Consider the following 16,539-nt stretch of genomic DNA (forward strand, 5'->3'; position numbering starts at 1 on the left):
CTCAGCCTCCCCACAAGGTGACGGCGAGCGTGACGAAGGACATCACCGCCGCGAGTGTCGACAGGAAGCCGAGGATGACGGTGACCTGCCTGAGCGGCGCCCGCGCCTCCTTGCGGATCGCATCGAGACGCTCGTCGAAGCCGCGCAGCGTGCCGTCGAAACGCAGCTGGAAGACGTCGAGCTCGCCGAGCCTCCGCACGATCTCGGTCTGGCTCTCGGTCTCGGCCTTGGTCGCCTCGGCCAGCGCATGGTTTTCTTCGAGCCGCGCCGCGATGCGGTCGAGCTTCTCGTTGAGCTCCTTCTGCGCGAGCTGGGCACGCCGGTTGAGCACGATCAGCATTTCGACTTTGTCGAAGAAGCGTGCCAGCGGCACGGCGATCGCCGCTTCCGCCGCGAGCTCGTCCGCCGCCGGCAGGCGCAGTTCCAGCTCCACGCCCGTCGCCGCGGAAACACCGACGACCGTCAGGCGCGGACGCGCCGCAACCAGCGTCTCGTCGAGATCGATCGAGAAGGCATGCTTGCCGTCGCCGATGCCGTTGCGGCGCAGGTCGATGCGGCTCTGGTCGGCCTTTGCTTCCGCGACGACCTTGCCGTCCAGGGAAACCCTGACCGTGATCGCCTCGTCGGGACGAGCCTCGTCCCAGATCCAGCCATGCAGGCGGCTGCCGTCGAGGGCATCGACCCGTCCGTTCAGGCGCGAGGGGTTGATATTGGGAAGGCGGACCTCCTGGTCCTGTTCGGGAAGGCGGACTTCGTTGTCCTGGTACTGAGCCGTTGTCATGCGGCCTCCGCGAGCTTGAGGTCATCGAAGAGGGCGAGGTAGCGGCCGGCGCAGCCGGCTAGCGTTGGCTGCTCGGCGATGCCGTGGACGAGGCGCTGCCAGAGGCCGGCCTCATCCATCGCCCGGCGAAAGGTGCGGGCCAGTGCGGCCGGATCGCCCGGCCGGACATGCAGCCCGTCGATCTCGTCACGCACCATCTCGGCCATGCCGCCGATGGCGCTGACGATCGGCGGCCGGCGGTGCTGGAACGTTTCCTGGATGACGAGGGGCGCGTTCTCCCACCAGATCGAGGGCATCACCACCCAGTCGACCTCGGCCATCAGCCCCGGCACTTCGTCACGGGAATAGGCTCCGCAATGCGTGACGACGCCCTCCGCGCCAGCGAGCGCGGTATCGAGCGCGGTCGTGAAAGCCTCGCTCTGGAAAGGCGCGCCGCCATGGATGCGCAGCGAGAACTCGGTATCGCCGGAAGCGTGCAGCAATTGCGCCGCCTGCAGCAGCGGCAGCACGCCCTTCCAGGGGTTGAGGTTGCCGAAATAGCCGAAGCTGGTGCGCCGACCTTTCGCCTGCCGATGCGGCGCGGCCTCCTGCGCCGGGCGGGCATTGGCGATCACCTCGATCCGCTCGCCGGGCAGGCCCCAGTCGACATAGCGCTGGCGCAGGAAGCGGCTGGGCGCGACGAAACGGTCGACCGCCGCCAGATGCGTCTTGATGAAGCGCTCGCGCAACAGGAAGCGATCGGAGCCGATCTCGGGGAAGCAGCCATGGCAGGCCGAGGGCGAGGAGCCGTTGCAGCGCTGGCGGTCGCCCGGCCGCACCATCAATCCGTCATGGTGGCAGATCGGATAATAGTCGTGCAGCGTCATTACGATCGACGCCTGCGGCAGCAGCCGGCGGGCCAGCGTCAGGAACTCCGCGCCGATCAGCACGAGATGATGGACGTGGATCACGTCCGGCCGGAACTCCTCCAGCAGCGTCGCAAGGTCCTGCAACGTGCCGTAATGGTCGATCTGGCTCATGTGGAAGCGGTCGTAATGCGCACTCCACAGCACCACGTCCTCGCCGATCGCCTGCAGCGCCGTGCCGGGGTGAGGCTCGCGATGCATCGCATTGGTCGCTCCGAGGAACAGCACCTCGCAGCCCTGCTCGCGATAGGCCTGCGTCAGGTCATGCGCGAAGATCTCGGTGCCGCCCGGATGCAGCGAGGGGTGGTTATGCGCGACGACGAGGATGCGACGGCTCATGCCGTGCCTCCCGGTGCCTTGCCCCCCGGTTTCGTCGCGATCAGAAGGTCCTGGTAATGCGCCGCGCTGATGCCGCGCCAATGCCCGGGCCGCAGCGCCTCCACAGTGAGCCCGGCCTGCGTCGCTTGCTCCAGCAGGAAACGGCTGTCGATGCCGGCAGCGGCAAGCGGCGCCTCGTCGATGGCGTACCAACCCGGCCCGTCCTGCCAGCGCTTGAACGAGAGGCGCTCCTGCCCCGTCGAGGTGCCGTCGATCGCGAAGGCAGTCAGGAAGAGGCGCCCGCCCGGAGCCAGCAGGCGCGCCGCCTCCTGCAGGTAGACCACCAGTTCCTCCGGCGGCAGATGCGTCGCGACCGAGGTCATCGTCACGAAATCGAAGCTGCCATTGGCAAAGCCGAAGCGGACCTCCAGGCCCGGCAGGGATCCTTGCGGATTGTAGAGCGGATGGGCGATGTCGAGCCGCTGGAAGCGGAAGCGCGGATAGGCCGGCGTGATCGTCTGGGCGCACCAGAGGATGCCCTCCATCACCGGATCGACGCCGTCATAGCTGCCGCGCTCAAGATCGAGATACTGCGTCAATGGCACCGCCATGCGGCCGATGCCGCAGCCAATGTCGAAGACGCGCTCATGCGGTTTCAGCCGACCGATCCGGATGAAATGGCCAAGGAACTCCGCGCCGATCGCGCGATAGTCGCCGTCGCCGACGAAGATCGAGTCCGGGGGCGGATGCGGCATGAAGCGATTGCTCTGCAGCGACGCCATCAGCCAGTCGAGCTCCGGCCCGGCGGAAACCTCCGCGGGAACGGGCTCTGGTGCGATCTGTCTCAGGGCGGTCATGCTGCGGTCGCTCTCCTGAAGCCGAAGCGGGGAACAAGGTCGGGTTCGCTGGGAGCGACGGGCGCCGGCAAGGCGAGCTCCGGCGCGGATGTCTCGAAGGCCTGCATCAGCGCATCGATCTGCGCGCCCCAGCGCTGGCTTTGCAGCCAGGCATTGTGCTGGGAGGCGGCGCCGCGCGTGTAGTCGACGCTGCGCGCGATCGACTGCCGTTCGAGATGGTAGAGCGCGACATCCGGCACGTAGAGGATGCCGAAGCCGGCGCGGCGGATTTTGAGGCAGAGGTCGCTGTCCTCGTAATCGCCGATCACATAGCTCTCGTCGAAGCCGCCGAGCTCCTCGTAGAGATCGCGCGCCATGACGATGCAGGCCCCGGTGACGCCGGGCACCGGCCGCTCGACATTGGCCGGCGCATAGCTTCCGGGCATGCCCTTGAAGTAATGATGGTTGAGCCAGGTGCCTTTGCTGTCGCGCTTGAAGAACAGCCCTGCATGTTGCAGCGAGCCGTCATCGTAGAGCAGCTTCGGGCCGACGGCGCCGACCCGCGCCCCGCGGTCGAGCCTGGCGATCAATGCCGGCAGCCAGTCATTGGCGGTGGGGATCACGTCGGAGTTGACGAGAGCGAGAACCTCGCCGCGCGCCTGGTTCGCGCCCGCATTGCAGGCGGCCGAGAACCCGCCATTGCGTCGCATCGCCACGAGCTGCATCGGCAGGCCGTAGGCAAGATGCAGTCCGCCGAGGAGGTGAGCGACCTCCGCCTCGTGCTCGGGTGAATCGAGCACATAGATCAGTTCGGCATTCTCGGCGAACCAGCGGTCGCCGGCGAAGGCCGCGACCTGTACGCGCAGGAAATCGTAGACGCGGTAGAGCGGGATCACGACCGAGGCCTTCGGCCGCGCCAGCGGCTGGCCGAACACCCTGACGGTCGGTTCGGGCCGGCTGTCGCGCAAGTCCTCCTGGCAGGCGGCGAGCACCGGCGCGAGCGTCGTCTCCAGCATATCGGCAGTCAGATATTGCGGCGGGATCGCCGCGAGCGCCCGCGCCCGGATCGTCACGGCATCGGCCGGCTGCACCGGTGGTCGCAGCGTCAGCGTCGTGCCGGATTTCAGCTTGATCTCGCAGCGCGGCTGCAGCACCGGCGCCCCGGTGGCATAATCCGAGGCGAAACCGGCAAAGCCCGTGGCGGCGCGCGTCTCGCCATCCGCTCCGGCCGGCAGGCGGACGGGGAAGCGTTGCAAATGCGCGAGCATCGCGATCGGCTCGCCATTGCCGCGATGCAGCAGCACCTCCTCCAGGAGATCGTCGGGATCGCGCAGCCAGCCGCCGATCAGGAGCCCCGCCCGGTTGCAGACAGCGAGATCGAGCTCGGCAGCGGGCAGATCGTCGCTGCGGCGAACATGCTGGACGGCGAGCGGCACGCGCCGCTGCATCTCGATGGCGAGCAGGCGGCCCTGCTCGGACAACCCCGCAAGCTGCTCGACGACCCAGTTGCGCAATCCGTCCCGGCTGGCGGCCTTGCCCGCCCACCAGCGGCCGAGCGAAGCCGCCGCCTGGCGGCCGGGCAAGGCGCGCAGCACGAGCGAGCGCTCGCCCTGCAGAATGAGGAGCCCGCCGCCACGGCTGGGCGGCGCGTCCAGCACGAGATGAAGTTCGCGCTTGCCGCTGCGATCGGTAGCGCCCAGCCGAGCCTTGAGATCGAGGCGCGAAAGCCCGGCGCCATCAAGGCGCGCGACGCCCTGCAAGGCACCGAAATCGGCCGGCACGGCCGTCTCGAACAGCCACTGGCCTTCGACCAGGGCCGCGGTCGGCTGCATTGCCGCCGGCTTGGGAAACAGGGTCAGCAGAAGCTGACGCAGAAAGGACAGGTAGTTCGGGATCGCAGCGAGACCGAACAGCGGCGGCCAGGACCGGACCAGCGCATTGGCGAGCGTCAGGCGCGCCTGCGGGGCAAGCTCCTTCAGAAGCTCGGCCGGGTCGGCGAGGCCATGAACCAGCGTCGGGTCGAAGCCGGCCGTCACATCGCCCTGCGGCCCGTGATCGGTGAGGGTCGCGACGACATTGTCATGGCCCGACGAGCGGAAGGCGACGACGAGCCGCTCGCGTCCATCGCGCAGGCCGAGCGAAATCGAGGCCGCAGGCAGGCGCCGGCCACCGCCCGTGAGCGCGATCGCGGGCTTGCCGAACGGCGAGGCCTCGAGCGTCCAGCAGAGCAGGAAGACCGAACCGCCGAGGCGGTGGAGTTCGAGCTGGGCCGGCGGTGTCGTCGCCATCGCGACAGGCGCAAGTGAAAGCATTGGGGCGTTCCTGCGGCACGGAGAATCCCGGAGCGCTTGCGGAAAGCGGGGGGACACTTTCCGGGGGCATGCGCGCTCCGGGGCAGCAAACCCTTGCCCAGCCATCGGCCGGGCAAGGGGTCGCATCAGGGTCAGGCGACCGTGAAGTAGGAGTTCGGATCGGCCTGGACGTCGTCGGCGGAGACACCGACCAGGGTCAGGCTGTCGCCATTGCCAAGATCGATGATGGTGTTGCCGCCGACGGTCGTGGCACGCGCAGCCACGTCTTCCGCGGAGTGGACACCCGTGCCGTTGATGTCGGACGCGATCTGCAGCATGTCCGTGCCGGCATGGAAGTCGAGGACGACGTCGTTACCGCCGCCGCCGGCGAACACGAAGGTGTCGCTGCCGCCGCCGCCATGCAGGATATCGTTGCCGGCACCGCCGAACAGCATGTCGTCGCCCGCGCCGCCCTGCAGGATGTCGTCGCCGGCGCCGCCATTGAGGATATCGGCTCCCGCGCCACCCTGGAGGACGTCGTTGCCAGCGCCACCCTGCAGGATGTCGTTGCCCGGGCCGCCTTGCAGGACGTCATTGCCCTCGCCGCCGATCAGGACATCGTCGCCGGCATTGCCGCGCATGATGTCGTCACCGGCGCCTCCGATGAGCGTATCGTCGCCCTCGCCGCCGAACAGGGCGTCATTGCCCTCGTCGCCGGACAGGACATCGTCGCCGAGTCCGCCGAAGAGGGTGTCATTGCCCTCGCCGCCAAACAGGGCATCGTTGCCACCGTCGCCGAACAGCGTGTCATCACCCTCTTCGCCGAACAGGGAATCGACCTGATCCCCACCCTTGACGATGTCATCGCCGGCGCCGGCGAGGATCACGTCGCTGAAACGACTTCCAATCAAAAAGTCGTCGAATGCACTTCCTTCGATCGTTGCCATACGGCACCTCCTCAGCGATCTGATGAACCTGGAACGTTCGACGGCCGCACCGCGGAACGAAAAGACCAGGAATGGGTACGACAGCCTTCCGATAGATCAGGCCATCATTCGACCGGGGGAAGATTGCTCAATAGCTGCGACGCAGCAAGAGTTTTATTATGATCATTTTGCGACGCAACATAATTTGGGCTTTATTTTACAACCGATATTCTATCGATATTCCAAGAGATATACTTTCAAAATCGAAATATAGGAGAAACCGACAAAAGCCGCCGGCTGCCACGTCGATGGCGCCCCTCAATCCTCGCGGAAGGCCCGGTTGAAGCTGTCGGTGACCGGCGAGAGCAGATAGTCGATCGCCCGGCGGGCACCGTTGACGATCATCACCTCCGCGGTCATGCCGGCATGCAGCGCGATCTTGTGGTCCCGCAGGCTCTCGGGATCGATCTCGGCCCTGACGACGAAATAGGGAATGCCCGTCTTCTCGTCGACGAGCTGGTCGGGCGCGACATAGCTGACCTTGGCCTCCAAGGGCGGCAGCAGGCGCGAGTTGAAGGCGGTCAGGCGCACGCGGGTGTTGGACCCGATGCGCACCGAATCGATATCGCGCGGATCGACCTTCGCCTCGACGATCAGCGGTTCGTTCTCCGGCACGATGTCGAGGATCGCCTCGCCTGCCGCGATCGCGCTGCCGGCGGTCCGCATCCGGATATTGGCGACGATGCCCTCCTGCGGCGAGGTCACCACCAGCCGGCGCAGCACGTCCTCGGCCTGGATGATGCGCTCGGTCACCTCGGAGAGCATCAGCTGGGATTCCTGGATCTCGCCGCCGATATCGTTCTGCTGTTCGAGGCTGATCGAAAGGATTTCGAGATTGGCGCCGGCGACCGCCTGCTCGGCCTTGGCCTTGCGGGCGGCATATTCGCCGGCCTTGCCGGACAATTCGCTCTGCTTGGTCTGCAATTCGACGAGCTGGCTGCGCTTGGCGTAACGCTTCTCGTAGAGCTCGGCCATGATCCTGACCTCCTCGTCGATCAGCGAGCGTTGCTGCGTGGTGGCGTCGATCTGGGCCTTCAGCGCATCGGCCTCGGCCTGATGCTGCTCGATGACACGCTGCTGGATATGGATCTTGCCGCCCTGGACCTGGGCGCGGGATTTGAACAAGCCCTGCTCGGCCCGCAGGACCTCGCGCGCGATCGGCGAATCCATCTGCGTGAGATCCTCGGGAAAGGCGATGGCCGCCGCGCCGGTCTGCTCGGCCCGCAAGCGCGCGAGCTTGGCCTCCAGCCCGATGCGCTTGGCCTGCAATTGCTGCAACTCGGCGCGCTGGCGCGCGTCCTCCAGCCGCAGCAACGGCTCGCCCCGCGTGACGCGCTCGCCCTCCGCCTTGAGCAAGGTCTTGAGGATGCCGCCTTCGAGATGGCTGACGGTCTTGCGCTTGCTGTCGACCGCGACGATGCCGGTGGCGACGGCGGCATTGTCGAGCCGCGCCGTCACCGCCCAGGCGCCGAAACCGCCGAAGCCAACGCCGATCGCGGCGACGCCGGCCAGCACGAGATTGCGCAGGCTCGGCGTGCGCTCCTCATGGACCTCCGCCTCGATCTGGAGGGTGAGCGAATGCTCGGGGCGCTTGATCAGGGACCGTCCGGTCATGCCTTCACCTCGCGAACCTGTGGGGGAGCAGCCGGAGCCTTGACGGCAGGATCGACCTCGACCCGGCCGCCGGGCGTGATCATGCCGGCAATCTCGCCACGCGGGCCGAATTGCTGGACGCGGCCCTCGCGCAGGACGAGCAGCTTGTCGACGACCTGCATCACCGAGGGCCGATGCGCGATCAGCACGACGATGGCGCCGCTCTCGCGGGCCGCCGCGATGGCACGGATCAGGCTCTGCTCGCCTTCCGCGTCGAGATTGGCGTTGGGCTCGTCGAGCACGATCAGGCGCGGCGAACCGTAGAGCGCCCGGGCCAGGCCGATGCGCTGGCGCTGGCCGCCGGAGAGATTGAAGTCGCTGTCAGCGACATTGGTGTCGTAGCCGAGCGGCAGGCGGCCGATGAGCTCGTGCACACCGGCGACGCGCGCCGCCTCCAGGATCGCATGCGGATCGGGGTCGCGCATGCGGGCGATGTTTTCGGCGATCGTGCCGTTCAGGAGCGAGACCGATTGCGGGAGGTAACCGACCATCGCGCCGAAGGAGCCACGCTCCCATAGATAGGTGCTGTGCCCGTCGAGATAGACGCCGCCGACATTGGGCCGGAGCACACCGACGAGCAGCCGCGCCAGCGTCGACTTGCCGGCGCCGGAAGGGCCGACCACGCCGAGAACCTCGCCCGGCTCCAGGGTGAAGGAGACGCTCTTGATCACCGTCTGCTCCTGGCCGGGCGGCGCGTAGATGACCCGGTCGATCACGAGATCGCCCTGGCAGGGCGGCGTCGGCACGGTCTGGCGCTGCGAGCTGCGGCTCAGCACGAGCTCGCGTACGCGCTTCCAGGCCGCGGCAGCGAGAACCCATTGCCGCCAGTCTGTGATCATCGAATCGAACGGCGCCAGCAAGCGGCCGAGCAAGATGCTGGCGGCCATCAGCGTGCCTGCGGTGACCTCGTTGCGGATGATCAGGATGGCGCCGGTCGCATAGACCGCGAGCTGCATCGTCATCCGGCTGGAGCGTGTCACGGCCGCGATGAACTTGCCGCGCCTTGTGCCCATGTCGAGCTGCTCGATCATCGCGAGCTGCTGACCGCGCCAGCGCCGGGCGAGCGCCGGCAGCATGCCCATCGCCTCGATCGTCTCGGCATGGCGCAGGCTGGCCCCGACCTCGTTGATGCTGGCGACGCCGGCCTCGTTCGCCTCCTTGAGGATGCGGCGGGTCAGCATGTCCGAGAGCACGCCGAGCAAGAGCAGGATGATCAGCGACGCCAGGCCGACGAGCCCGTAGACCGGGTGCAGCGCGAAGAGCACGGCGAGGAAGATCGGCGACCAGATGGCCTCCAGAGGCGTGGCGATCGCCGAGCTCGCGATGAAGAAGCGGATGTCGTTGAGATCGCGAATCGCCTGCGTCGCCTGCCCCGAACCCTGTTCGAGCGAGGAACTCACGGCAGCCTGCAGGGCCGGCAGATTGAGCTTGCGCGCGAAGATGCTCGCCATCGCCTGGAAGGTCAGCGAGCGGATGAACTCGATCGTGCCGTAGAGCGCCAGCGCCCCGACCGCGATGACGAGGAGCATGGTCAGCGTGTCGTAGCTGCGGCTGACGGTCACCCGGTCCTGGACCTGCATCATGAACAGCGGGACGGTCAGCAGCAGCAGATTCACGCAGAGGCTGAGGAAAGCCGCGTAGCTCAGGCCACCGACGAACGAGCGCTGGAGATTCCGGATCAGTGCGTCCGGCGCAGGCTTCATCGCCTTCATGCATGGCTCCGAGAGTGAGGGTGTGTGGATCCGAGAAAGCTGCGGGAAAAACCCGTCATCGGTCCGAGCAACGAGACATGGAGGGAGTGTCAAGATTATGACAGATTAGAAGCGTAGCTCACCGACTCAGAGCGAAGCAAATAAGGCTGAAACGTGAGAAATTTTGAATTTCGAAACAGTTTCGGCACATCTGAAGGTGATTACAATCTTATTTATTGGCTCACCTAGATGGCATGTGCTTTGCTAATAGGCTTGTAGAGACGCGTGGAGGCAAAACGGATGGTCTATTTAGTTTTTGATCAGGTGGGGTAAGGGATGCACTTCAAATTGCACGGCGGCGAGCAATTCACAGGCGGTTCCTTGAACGGCCACCATCCAGCGAATGGTTCCGGGGTCCTCGAAGAGGTCCCTGATCGCCGAATTTCTCCTTTTGACCTGGCCCGGGTGATCGAACGCGTCAGCCGGCGCTTTCTCGACTACCTCAGGCTCGAACTGTCCAAGCTCGGCGTCGACGACATCTCGCCATCGCAAGTGATGGTCCTGATGACGATCGGACAAGGCGAGATCGCGGTTCGCGATCTCTTGGATCGCGGCCATTATGGCGGCTCGAACGCCTCCTATAATCTCAAGCAATTGGTCGAGAACGGGTATCTCGACCGCGGCGCCTCGCCGCGCGACCGCCGCCAGGCTCGCATCTCCCTCTCGCTGAAGGGGCAGATGCTGTGCGAGCGGCTGCGCTTGCTCGACGAGGCCAGCCAGGTCGGCCAGCGGCTCGAAAGCAATCGCGAGACCGACGTCAACACGACCCACGAGACCCTGCGCCAACTCGAACAGTGGTGGAACGATGCGCTCCGCTACAGCGGAGTGCTGCTCGCATCATGCATGTCCTATTCGTTCATCGCACAGGATCTGGTCAATTCGCTGCTTTGATCGGCAGCCTCGTCGCCGAGGGCGCCGAGGTTACGCTGATCACCGAACGTCCGGCGCAGGAGGCGCCGGGCGTTCGCCAGCTCGTCTATTCCGTCGACGAGACCGCGACCCAGCATCCGGCGCTCGCCGCCACCGAATATCACCTGCGCACGGGCGAGGCGGTGGCGCGGCTGATGGAGCGCCTGAACCGCAGCGACCCGCCCGATGTCGTGCTCGGCCATATCGGCTGGGGTGGCATGCTCTTCGCCCGCGACGCGCTGCCCGATGCGGCATTGATCGGCTATTGCGAATATTATTACCGCAGCACCGGCTCGGACCTCGATTTCGGTATCGACGAGCCGGTTCCCGCGGCCGACCGCCAGCGCGTACGCATGCGCAACGCAGCCCAGCTTCTCGCGCTCGACACGCTCGATGCCGCCTATGCCCCGACGCAATGGCAGCGCCGACAATATCCGGCTGCCTATCGCCAGGGCATCGCCGTCTGCCATGACGGCATCGACACGCAAACCTGCCGGCCCGATTCGAAGGCCTCCTTCGTCCTGCCCGACGGCCGCGTGCTGACGCCCGCCATGCCGGTCGTGACGTTCGTCGCCCGCGATCTCGATCCCTATCGCGGCTATCCCGAATTCATGCGCGCGGCAGCGACCCTGGCGGCCCGTCATCCCGACGCGCTCTTCGTCGTGGTCGGCGGCGACGGCTCGGGCTATGGCCGCCCGCGCTCCGACGGCAATAGCTGGCGCGAGGCGATGTGCGCCGAGACCGAGCTCGGAGACCGGGTCGTCCATATCCCCTGGCTGCCCTATGAGAACCTGATCCGGCTGTTCCAGGTCTCGGCCGTCCATGTCTATCTCACCGTCCCCTTCGTCCTGTCCTGGTCGTTGCTCGAAGCGATGGCCTGCGGCTGCCTCGTCGTCGGTTCCGATACCGAGCCCGTGAGGGAAGTGATCCGCGACGGCGTCAACGGCCTGCTCTCACCCTTCCATGATGCGCAAGCGCTGGCGGAGCGCATCGAGGAAGCACTGTCGAGCCCGGCGCTGATGCGACCTTTGCGCCGCGCCGCGCGCGAAACCGTGATCGCCGCTTACGAACGCGAGCGCTGTCTCGCGCGCCAGACCGGCTGGGTCCATCAGTTCGGCGATTAGGGCATCGGCCCGGAAAGCGGCGCGCGGTCCTCGGGAAAAGCCGATGCTGGATCAAATGCCTTTCAACCGGCAACCGACCCCGCGAACGCCAGGGCCGCCGCCCGGACCGTTTCCGCGAAATCCAGCGCGATGGCGGAGCGGAAGCGGCCGGCCCCCCAGATGATGGCGATGTCGTAGGTCACAGCCGGCCTGAGCGGCCGCACTTCGACGCCCCGGCCGCGATATTCCGCCGCCGTGAACGGATCGACCACCGACAAGCCCGCGCCGGCCGCGACCAGCCCGCAGGCGATCATCGACAGCGGCGTCTCGACACGGGTCTGGCGCGCGACGCGATGGGCCGAGAACAGGGCATCGATGCGATAACGCAGCTGCGTCGACTGTTCGAGCGAGATGAAGGGCTCGTCGACGAAATCCTCCGGCGTCAGTTCGGCCTTGGCCGCGAGCCTGTGCCCGGTCGGCAGCACGGCGACCGGCGCCATCGCCGGCAGGATCTCGATATCGATCCCGGGGAAATCCAGCGGGAGCTGCGCAAAGCCCAGTTCGCAGAAGCCCGAGGTGACCCAATCCACGACCTGCGAGGAGATGCTGCCATAGAGCGCGATCTCCAGGTCCGGCTTCTGCTTGAGATAGCTGCCGACGACCCGCGGCAGGAAACCGACATTGAAGGCCGGCAGCGCCGCAACACGCAGCGAGCCGGCCCGCCCGTCGCGCAGGTTGCGGGCCGCATTCTCGATGCGCTCCAGCCCGACGAACTGACGCTCGACCTCGCGATAGAGCGACAAGGCTTCGTTGGTCGGCACCAGCCGCGCGCCTCGCTTCACGAAGAGCGGCAACCCGAGCGCATATTGCAGGTCCTGGATCAGGCGCGTCACCGCCGGCTGCGTGATGTTGAGCGCCTGCGCCGCCGCGGTGATGCCGCCGGTCACGATCACCGTGCGGAAAGCCTCGATCTGGCGCGGATTCAGCATGCTCAGGCCCCAAAACCAGACATAACATTTCGGCATGGCTTGCACGAAACATTCGATTTGACCAGTTTGAGATCAGCCCCGAACCTGACGGCATCACTCGAAAACGAGGAGGGGATACCGTGAAACTCGCCATCACATTCGCGCTTGCTGCCGGCACCGCACTCGCCGGCTCCACCGCTTTCGCCCAGCAGAAGACCATCTATGTCGCCGGCTATGGCGGCTCCTACGAGCAGACCATGCGCAAGGAGGTCATCCCGGCCTTCGAGAAGCAGGCCAACGTCAAGGTCGAGTACGTCGCCGGCAATTCGACCGACACGCTCGCCAAATTGCAGGCGCAAAAAGGCAACCAGCAGATCGATGTCGCGATCGTCGACGATGGCCCGGCCTATCAGGCCGTGGCGCTCGGCTTCTGCGGCACGCTGACCGACGGCGCGGTCTACAAGGACGTGGCGCCGGTGATGAAGTTCAAGTCGAACAAGGGCATCGGCCTCGGCTTGGTCGGCACCGGCCTGTTCTACAACAAGAAGGTCTTCGACGAGAACAAGTGGCCGGCCCCGACCTCGTGGAACGACCTGAAATCAAAGACCTACGGCAAGAAGATCGTCGTACCGCCGATCAACAACACCTATGGCCTGCACGCCCTGATCGCCTTCGCCCAGATGGCTGGCGGCGGCGAGAACAATATCGAGCCGGGCTTCGAGGCCTTCAAGAAGGACATCAACCCGAACATCGTCGCCTACGAGCCCTCGCCGGCGAAGATGACCGAGCTGTTCCAGAACGGCCAGGCCGTGCTCGGCGTCTGGGGTTCGGGCCGCGTCAAGGCCTTCGCCGATACCGGCTTCCCGGTCGAATTTGTGTATCCCAAAGAGGGCGGCTACGCGCTGGGCTCCGCCGCCTGCCCGATCGAGGGCTCCAAGAACGCGGCCGAGGCCAACGCCTTCATCCAGTTCATGCTCTCGCCCGCGATCCAGAAGATCATGGCGACCGGCGCCGGCTTCGGCCCCGCCAACATGACAGTGACGCTGACGCCGGAGGAGCGGAAGGGCTTGCCCTATGGCGATGAGGTCAAGACGCTCAAGGCGGTCGACTGGGACGTCGCCAACGCCAAGCGCGAGGAATGGACCAAGCGCTGGAACCGCGAGGTCGAGCGGTAAGGCGCCTTCGATCCCAGCCCCTCCGTCATCCCGGACGTAGCGAAGCGAAGATCCGGGATCCATCGTAGAGCGCGACGCCCTTCGATGGATCCCGGGTCAAGCCCGGGATGACGAAGGAGTTTCCGCGCCCTCAAACGAGGCCAGCAATTCACCCATGTCCCATCTCGTTCTCGAAGGCCTCGGCAAGTCCTACGGCACGGCGGTTGCGGTCGAGGGGCTCGACCTTACGGTCGCGCGCGGCGAGTTCATCTCGCTGCTCGGCCCATCCGGTTGCGGCAAGACCACGACGCTGCAGATGATCGCTGGCTTCGCCTCGGTCGACCGCGGCCGCATCCTGCTGGACGGCCAGGATCTCGGCGCGGTCGCGCCCAACAAGCGCGGCCTCGGTATCGTCTTCCAGAGCTATGCGCTCTTTCCCCATATGACCGTGGCGCAGAACATCGCCTTCGGCTTGGAAATGCGCGGAATCGAGAAGGCGGAGCGCGAGAAGCGCACGCTGGAGGCGATGGCGCTGGTCGGGCTGAAGGGCTTCGAGGATCGCTATCCCCGCCGGATGTCAGGCGGCCAGCAGCAGCGCGTCGCGCTCGCCCGCGCACTGGTGATCAAGCCCTCGCTGCTCCTGCTCGACGAGCCTCTCTCAAATCTCGACGCCAAACTGCGTGAGGAAATGCAAGGCGAGCTGCGCCAGATCCAACGCTCGATCGGCACGACCACGATCCTCGTCACCCATGACCAGCACGAGGCCATGGCGCTCTCGGACCGCATCGTCGTGATGAACAAGGGCCGCGTCGAGCAGATCGGCGCGCCCGACGCCGTCTATGGCGCGCCCGATACCGCCTTCGTCGCAAACTTCCTCGGCAAGACCAACGTCCTGAAGGCAACCGGCGACGGAAGCGGCCATGTGGTCATCGACAGCCTCTCCGTGCCGCTCGCGGGCGCAGGCTCGGGCGCACTATGTATCGCGGTTCGCCCCGAGCGGCTCGGCTTCGCGCTCGATGGCGCCCCCGGTTTCGCCGCCCGCATCACCTCGCGCATCTTTCAGGGCGCGCATTGGCTGCTGAGCGCCGAGAGCGCCGCCGGCACGGTCACCCTGATCCGGCACAATGACGGCTCGCCCGTTCCCCGCGAAGGCGAGACGGTGAAACTCCGTTTTGGCCCCGGCGACGCCGCGCTGCTGGCGGAGGGCCCAAGCTCATGAGCCCGGACGTTTCCGCTCGCGCAACGCCCTATTGGATGACCGGCCCGGCATTGGCCGTCTTCCTCGCCCTCGTCATCATCCCGCTCGGCATGACCGTGCTGCTCGCCTTCTACGACTGGGGCCAGTACAAGGGCATCGTCGCCGAGTTCACGCTGAAGAATTTTCGCGAGATCTTCAGCGACAGCTATTTCCTCGAAGTCTTCCTGCGCACGCTCCGCATCGCCGTGCTGGTCACGCTCTTCGCCGTCCTGATCGGCGTGCCCGAGGCCTATATCCTCAATCGCATGTCGCCGGCCTGGCGCGGCATCTGCCTGCTCGCGATCATCGGCCCGCTGCTGGTCTCGGTGGTGGCGCGCACGCTCGGCTGGGCGCTGCTGCTGGGCTCGACCGGCCTCGTCAACCGTGGGCTGATGGCGCTCGGCCTGATCGGCCAGCCGCTCGAATTCATGTTCACCGAGACCGGCGTGGTGATCGCGCTCGTGCATGTGCTGATACCCTTCATGATCCTTGCGGTCTGGGCCTCGCTGCAGCGGCTCGATCCGCAGATCGAGAACGCCGCGCTCTCGCTCGGCGCCTCCCGCCTGACGATCTGGCGCCGCGTGATCCTGCCGCAGATCGTACCGGGCATCCTCTCGGGCTCGATCATCGTCTTCGCGCTGGCGGCGAGCGCCTTCGCCTCGCCGGCGATCATCGGCGGCAGGCGCCTCAAGGTCGCGGCGACGCTGGCCTATGACGAGTTCCTGAACACGCTGAACTGGCCGCTCGGCGCCGCCGTCGCCGTGCTCCTGCTCGCCGCCCTGGTCATCCTCACCGTCGGTGCCAACCGGCTGGTCGAGCGCCGCTACTCGCAGGTGTTCGAATGAGCCGCAATGGTCCCTTCGCGATCCTGTTCCACACGCTCTTCGTCGTCTTCATGCTGGCGCCGCTGGTCGTGGTCTGCCTCGTCGCCTTCACGCCGGAGGGCTATCTCTCGCTGCCCGGCCGGGTCTGGAGCCTGCGCTGGTTCAGGGCGATCCTCGATTATCCTGAATTCCTGCGCGCCTTCCGGGATTCGCTCTGGCTCGCGGCGCTCTCCTCGACCGTCGCGATCGGATTGGCCGTCCCGGCTGCACTCGCCATCGCCCGCTATCGCTTCCCCGGCCGCGAGGCGATGACGGCCCTGTTCATGTCGCCGCTGATGGTCCCCCATGTCGTGCTGGGCATCGCCTTCCTGCGCTTCTTCACGCAGATCGGCCTCTCCGGGACCTTCCTCGGGCTGGTGCTGAGCCATATCATCGTGATCATTCCTTTTGCGCTCAGGCTCGTGCTCGCCGCCTCCTACGGCATCGACCGGCGCATCGAGCACGCGGCGATCTCGCTCGGCGCGAGCCCGGCCGTGGTCTTCCGCCGGGTGACGCTGCCGCTGATCCTGCCGGGCGTCGTCTCGGGCTGGCTGCTCGCCGCGATCAACTCCTTCGACGAGGTGACGATGACGGTCTTCATCGCCTCGCCCGCCACCACCACGCTCCCCGTCCGGATGTTCCTCTACATCCAGGACAATATCGACCCGCTCATCGCAGCCGTCTCCGCCTGCCTGATCGCCCTGACCGCCATTCTGCTGCTGGCGCTAGACAGGCTCTTCGGGCTCGACCGGCTGTTCGTCGGAACCGGAAAAGGCTGACGCTC

At 66.4% G+C, this 16,539-nt stretch carries 14 protein-coding genes; 6 read left to right on the forward strand and 8 right to left on the reverse strand.

Annotated elements, in window-relative coordinates:
- Position 1 precedes the first annotated feature (1 nt).
- The 7 genes from ASE61_RS07275 to ASE61_RS07305 form a co-directional block, all read right to left on the reverse strand.
- Positions 2-781 carry a hypothetical protein gene (locus tag ASE61_RS07275; protein WP_061966229.1) on the reverse strand — a complete coding sequence of 260 codons (780 nt, stop codon included), beginning with the start codon at positions 779-781 and terminating at the stop codon, positions 2-4.
- Complete coding sequence (locus tag ASE61_RS07280) at positions 778-2,025, reverse strand: glycosyltransferase family 4 protein (RefSeq protein ID WP_061966230.1); 1,248 nt, start codon at positions 2,023-2,025, stop codon at positions 778-780. The genes ASE61_RS07275 and ASE61_RS07280 overlap by 4 nt, the downstream gene beginning before the upstream one ends.
- Positions 2,022-2,861: a class I SAM-dependent methyltransferase gene (locus ASE61_RS07285; RefSeq protein WP_061966231.1), complete on the reverse strand. Its 840-nt coding sequence runs from the start codon at positions 2,859-2,861 to the stop codon at positions 2,022-2,024. Before ASE61_RS07285 ends, ASE61_RS07280 begins: the two co-directional genes overlap by 4 nt.
- A complete protein-coding gene (locus ASE61_RS07290; protein ID WP_061966232.1) occupies positions 2,858-5,152 on the reverse strand; it encodes a glycosyltransferase in 2,295 nt (764 codons plus the stop codon). Before ASE61_RS07290 ends, ASE61_RS07285 begins: the two co-directional genes overlap by 4 nt.
- A gap of 131 nt (positions 5,153-5,283) precedes the next feature.
- Positions 5,284-6,078: a calcium-binding protein gene (locus ASE61_RS07295; protein ID WP_061966233.1), complete on the reverse strand. Its 795-nt coding sequence runs from the start codon at positions 6,076-6,078 to the stop codon at positions 5,284-5,286.
- Positions 6,079-6,375: 297 nt separating this feature from the next.
- Positions 6,376-7,731 (reverse strand): HlyD family type I secretion periplasmic adaptor subunit, encoded by a 1,356-nt coding sequence (locus tag ASE61_RS07300; protein ID WP_061966234.1) that lies wholly within the window; start codon positions 7,729-7,731, stop codon positions 6,376-6,378.
- On the reverse strand, positions 7,728-9,482 hold the full coding sequence (locus ASE61_RS07305) for a type I secretion system permease/ATPase (RefSeq protein WP_082617276.1): 1,755 nt from the start codon (positions 9,480-9,482) through the stop codon (positions 7,728-7,730). The genes ASE61_RS07300 and ASE61_RS07305 overlap by 4 nt, the downstream gene beginning before the upstream one ends.
- A gap of 444 nt (positions 9,483-9,926) precedes the next feature.
- Between ASE61_RS07305 and ASE61_RS07310 the strand changes: the two genes are divergently transcribed.
- Both ASE61_RS07310 and ASE61_RS07315 read left to right on the forward strand, forming a co-directional pair.
- Positions 9,927-10,412 carry a MarR family transcriptional regulator gene (locus ASE61_RS07310; RefSeq protein WP_244492751.1) on the forward strand — a complete coding sequence of 162 codons (486 nt, stop codon included), beginning with the start codon at positions 9,927-9,929 and terminating at the stop codon, positions 10,410-10,412.
- Complete coding sequence (locus ASE61_RS07315; RefSeq protein WP_244492752.1) at positions 10,409-11,554, forward strand: glycosyltransferase; 1,146 nt, start codon at positions 10,409-10,411, stop codon at positions 11,552-11,554. Before ASE61_RS07310 ends, ASE61_RS07315 begins: the two co-directional genes overlap by 4 nt.
- Positions 11,555-11,616: 62 nt before the next feature.
- Here the strand turns inward: ASE61_RS07315 and ASE61_RS07320 are convergent, their stop codons facing one another.
- The gene (locus ASE61_RS07320; protein WP_091860608.1) at positions 11,617-12,522 is read right to left on the reverse strand and encodes a LysR substrate-binding domain-containing protein; all 906 of its coding nucleotides are present in this window, start codon (positions 12,520-12,522) and stop codon (positions 11,617-11,619) included.
- A 119-nt stretch (positions 12,523-12,641) separates the two neighbouring features.
- Here ASE61_RS07320 and ASE61_RS07325 point away from each other — a divergent pair, with 119 nt between their 5' ends.
- The 4 genes from ASE61_RS07325 to ASE61_RS07340 all read left to right on the forward strand — a co-directional run bounded on the left by ASE61_RS07325 (position 12,642) and on the right by ASE61_RS07340 (position 16,534).
- Positions 12,642-13,676, forward strand: coding sequence for an ABC transporter substrate-binding protein (locus ASE61_RS07325; RefSeq protein WP_061966236.1), 1,035 nt, complete (start codon positions 12,642-12,644; stop codon positions 13,674-13,676).
- A gap of 154 nt (positions 13,677-13,830) precedes the next feature.
- Positions 13,831-14,874 carry an ABC transporter ATP-binding protein gene (locus ASE61_RS07330; protein WP_061966237.1) on the forward strand — a complete coding sequence of 348 codons (1,044 nt, stop codon included), beginning with the start codon at positions 13,831-13,833 and terminating at the stop codon, positions 14,872-14,874.
- Positions 14,871-15,737 (forward strand): ABC transporter permease, encoded by an 867-nt coding sequence (locus ASE61_RS07335; RefSeq protein ID WP_061966238.1) that lies wholly within the window; start codon positions 14,871-14,873, stop codon positions 15,735-15,737. The genes ASE61_RS07330 and ASE61_RS07335 overlap by 4 nt, the downstream gene beginning before the upstream one ends.
- Positions 15,734-16,534 (forward strand): ABC transporter permease, encoded by an 801-nt coding sequence (locus tag ASE61_RS07340; protein WP_061966239.1) that lies wholly within the window; start codon positions 15,734-15,736, stop codon positions 16,532-16,534. Before ASE61_RS07335 ends, ASE61_RS07340 begins: the two co-directional genes overlap by 4 nt.
- Positions 16,535-16,539 lie beyond the last annotated feature (5 nt).

The sequence above is a fragment of the Allobosea sp. Root670 genome, assembly GCF_001429415.1.
GTDB lineage: Bacteria > Pseudomonadota > Alphaproteobacteria > Rhizobiales > Beijerinckiaceae > Allobosea > Allobosea robiniae.

Coding starts and splice junctions, on each gene's coding strand:
- ASE61_RS07305 (WP_082617276.1), bottom strand. CDS start 9,482: ATGAAGGCGATGAAGCCTGCGCCGGACGCACTGATCCGGAATCTCCAG.
- ASE61_RS07280 (WP_061966230.1), bottom strand. CDS start 2,025: ATGAGCCGTCGCATCCTCGTCGTCGCGCATAACCACCCCTCGCTGCAT.
- ASE61_RS07340 (WP_061966239.1), top strand. CDS start 15,734: ATGAGCCGCAATGGTCCCTTCGCGATCCTGTTCCACACGCTCTTCGTC.
- ASE61_RS07335 (WP_061966238.1), top strand. CDS start 14,871: ATGAGCCCGGACGTTTCCGCTCGCGCAACGCCCTATTGGATGACCGGC.
- ASE61_RS07275 (WP_061966229.1), bottom strand. CDS start 781: ATGACAACGGCTCAGTACCAGGACAACGAAGTCCGCCTTCCCGAACAG.
- ASE61_RS07295 (WP_061966233.1), bottom strand. CDS start 6,078: ATGGCAACGATCGAAGGAAGTGCATTCGACGACTTTTTGATTGGAAGT.
- ASE61_RS07320 (WP_091860608.1), bottom strand. CDS start 12,522: ATGCTGAATCCGCGCCAGATCGAGGCTTTCCGCACGGTGATCGTGACC.
- ASE61_RS07285 (WP_061966231.1), bottom strand. CDS start 2,861: ATGACCGCCCTGAGACAGATCGCACCAGAGCCCGTTCCCGCGGAGGTT.
- ASE61_RS07300 (WP_061966234.1), bottom strand. CDS start 7,731: ATGACCGGACGGTCCCTGATCAAGCGCCCCGAGCATTCGCTCACCCTC.
- ASE61_RS07290 (WP_061966232.1), bottom strand. CDS start 5,152: ATGCTTTCACTTGCGCCTGTCGCGATGGCGACGACACCGCCGGCCCAG.
- ASE61_RS07330 (WP_061966237.1), top strand. CDS start 13,831: ATGTCCCATCTCGTTCTCGAAGGCCTCGGCAAGTCCTACGGCACGGCG.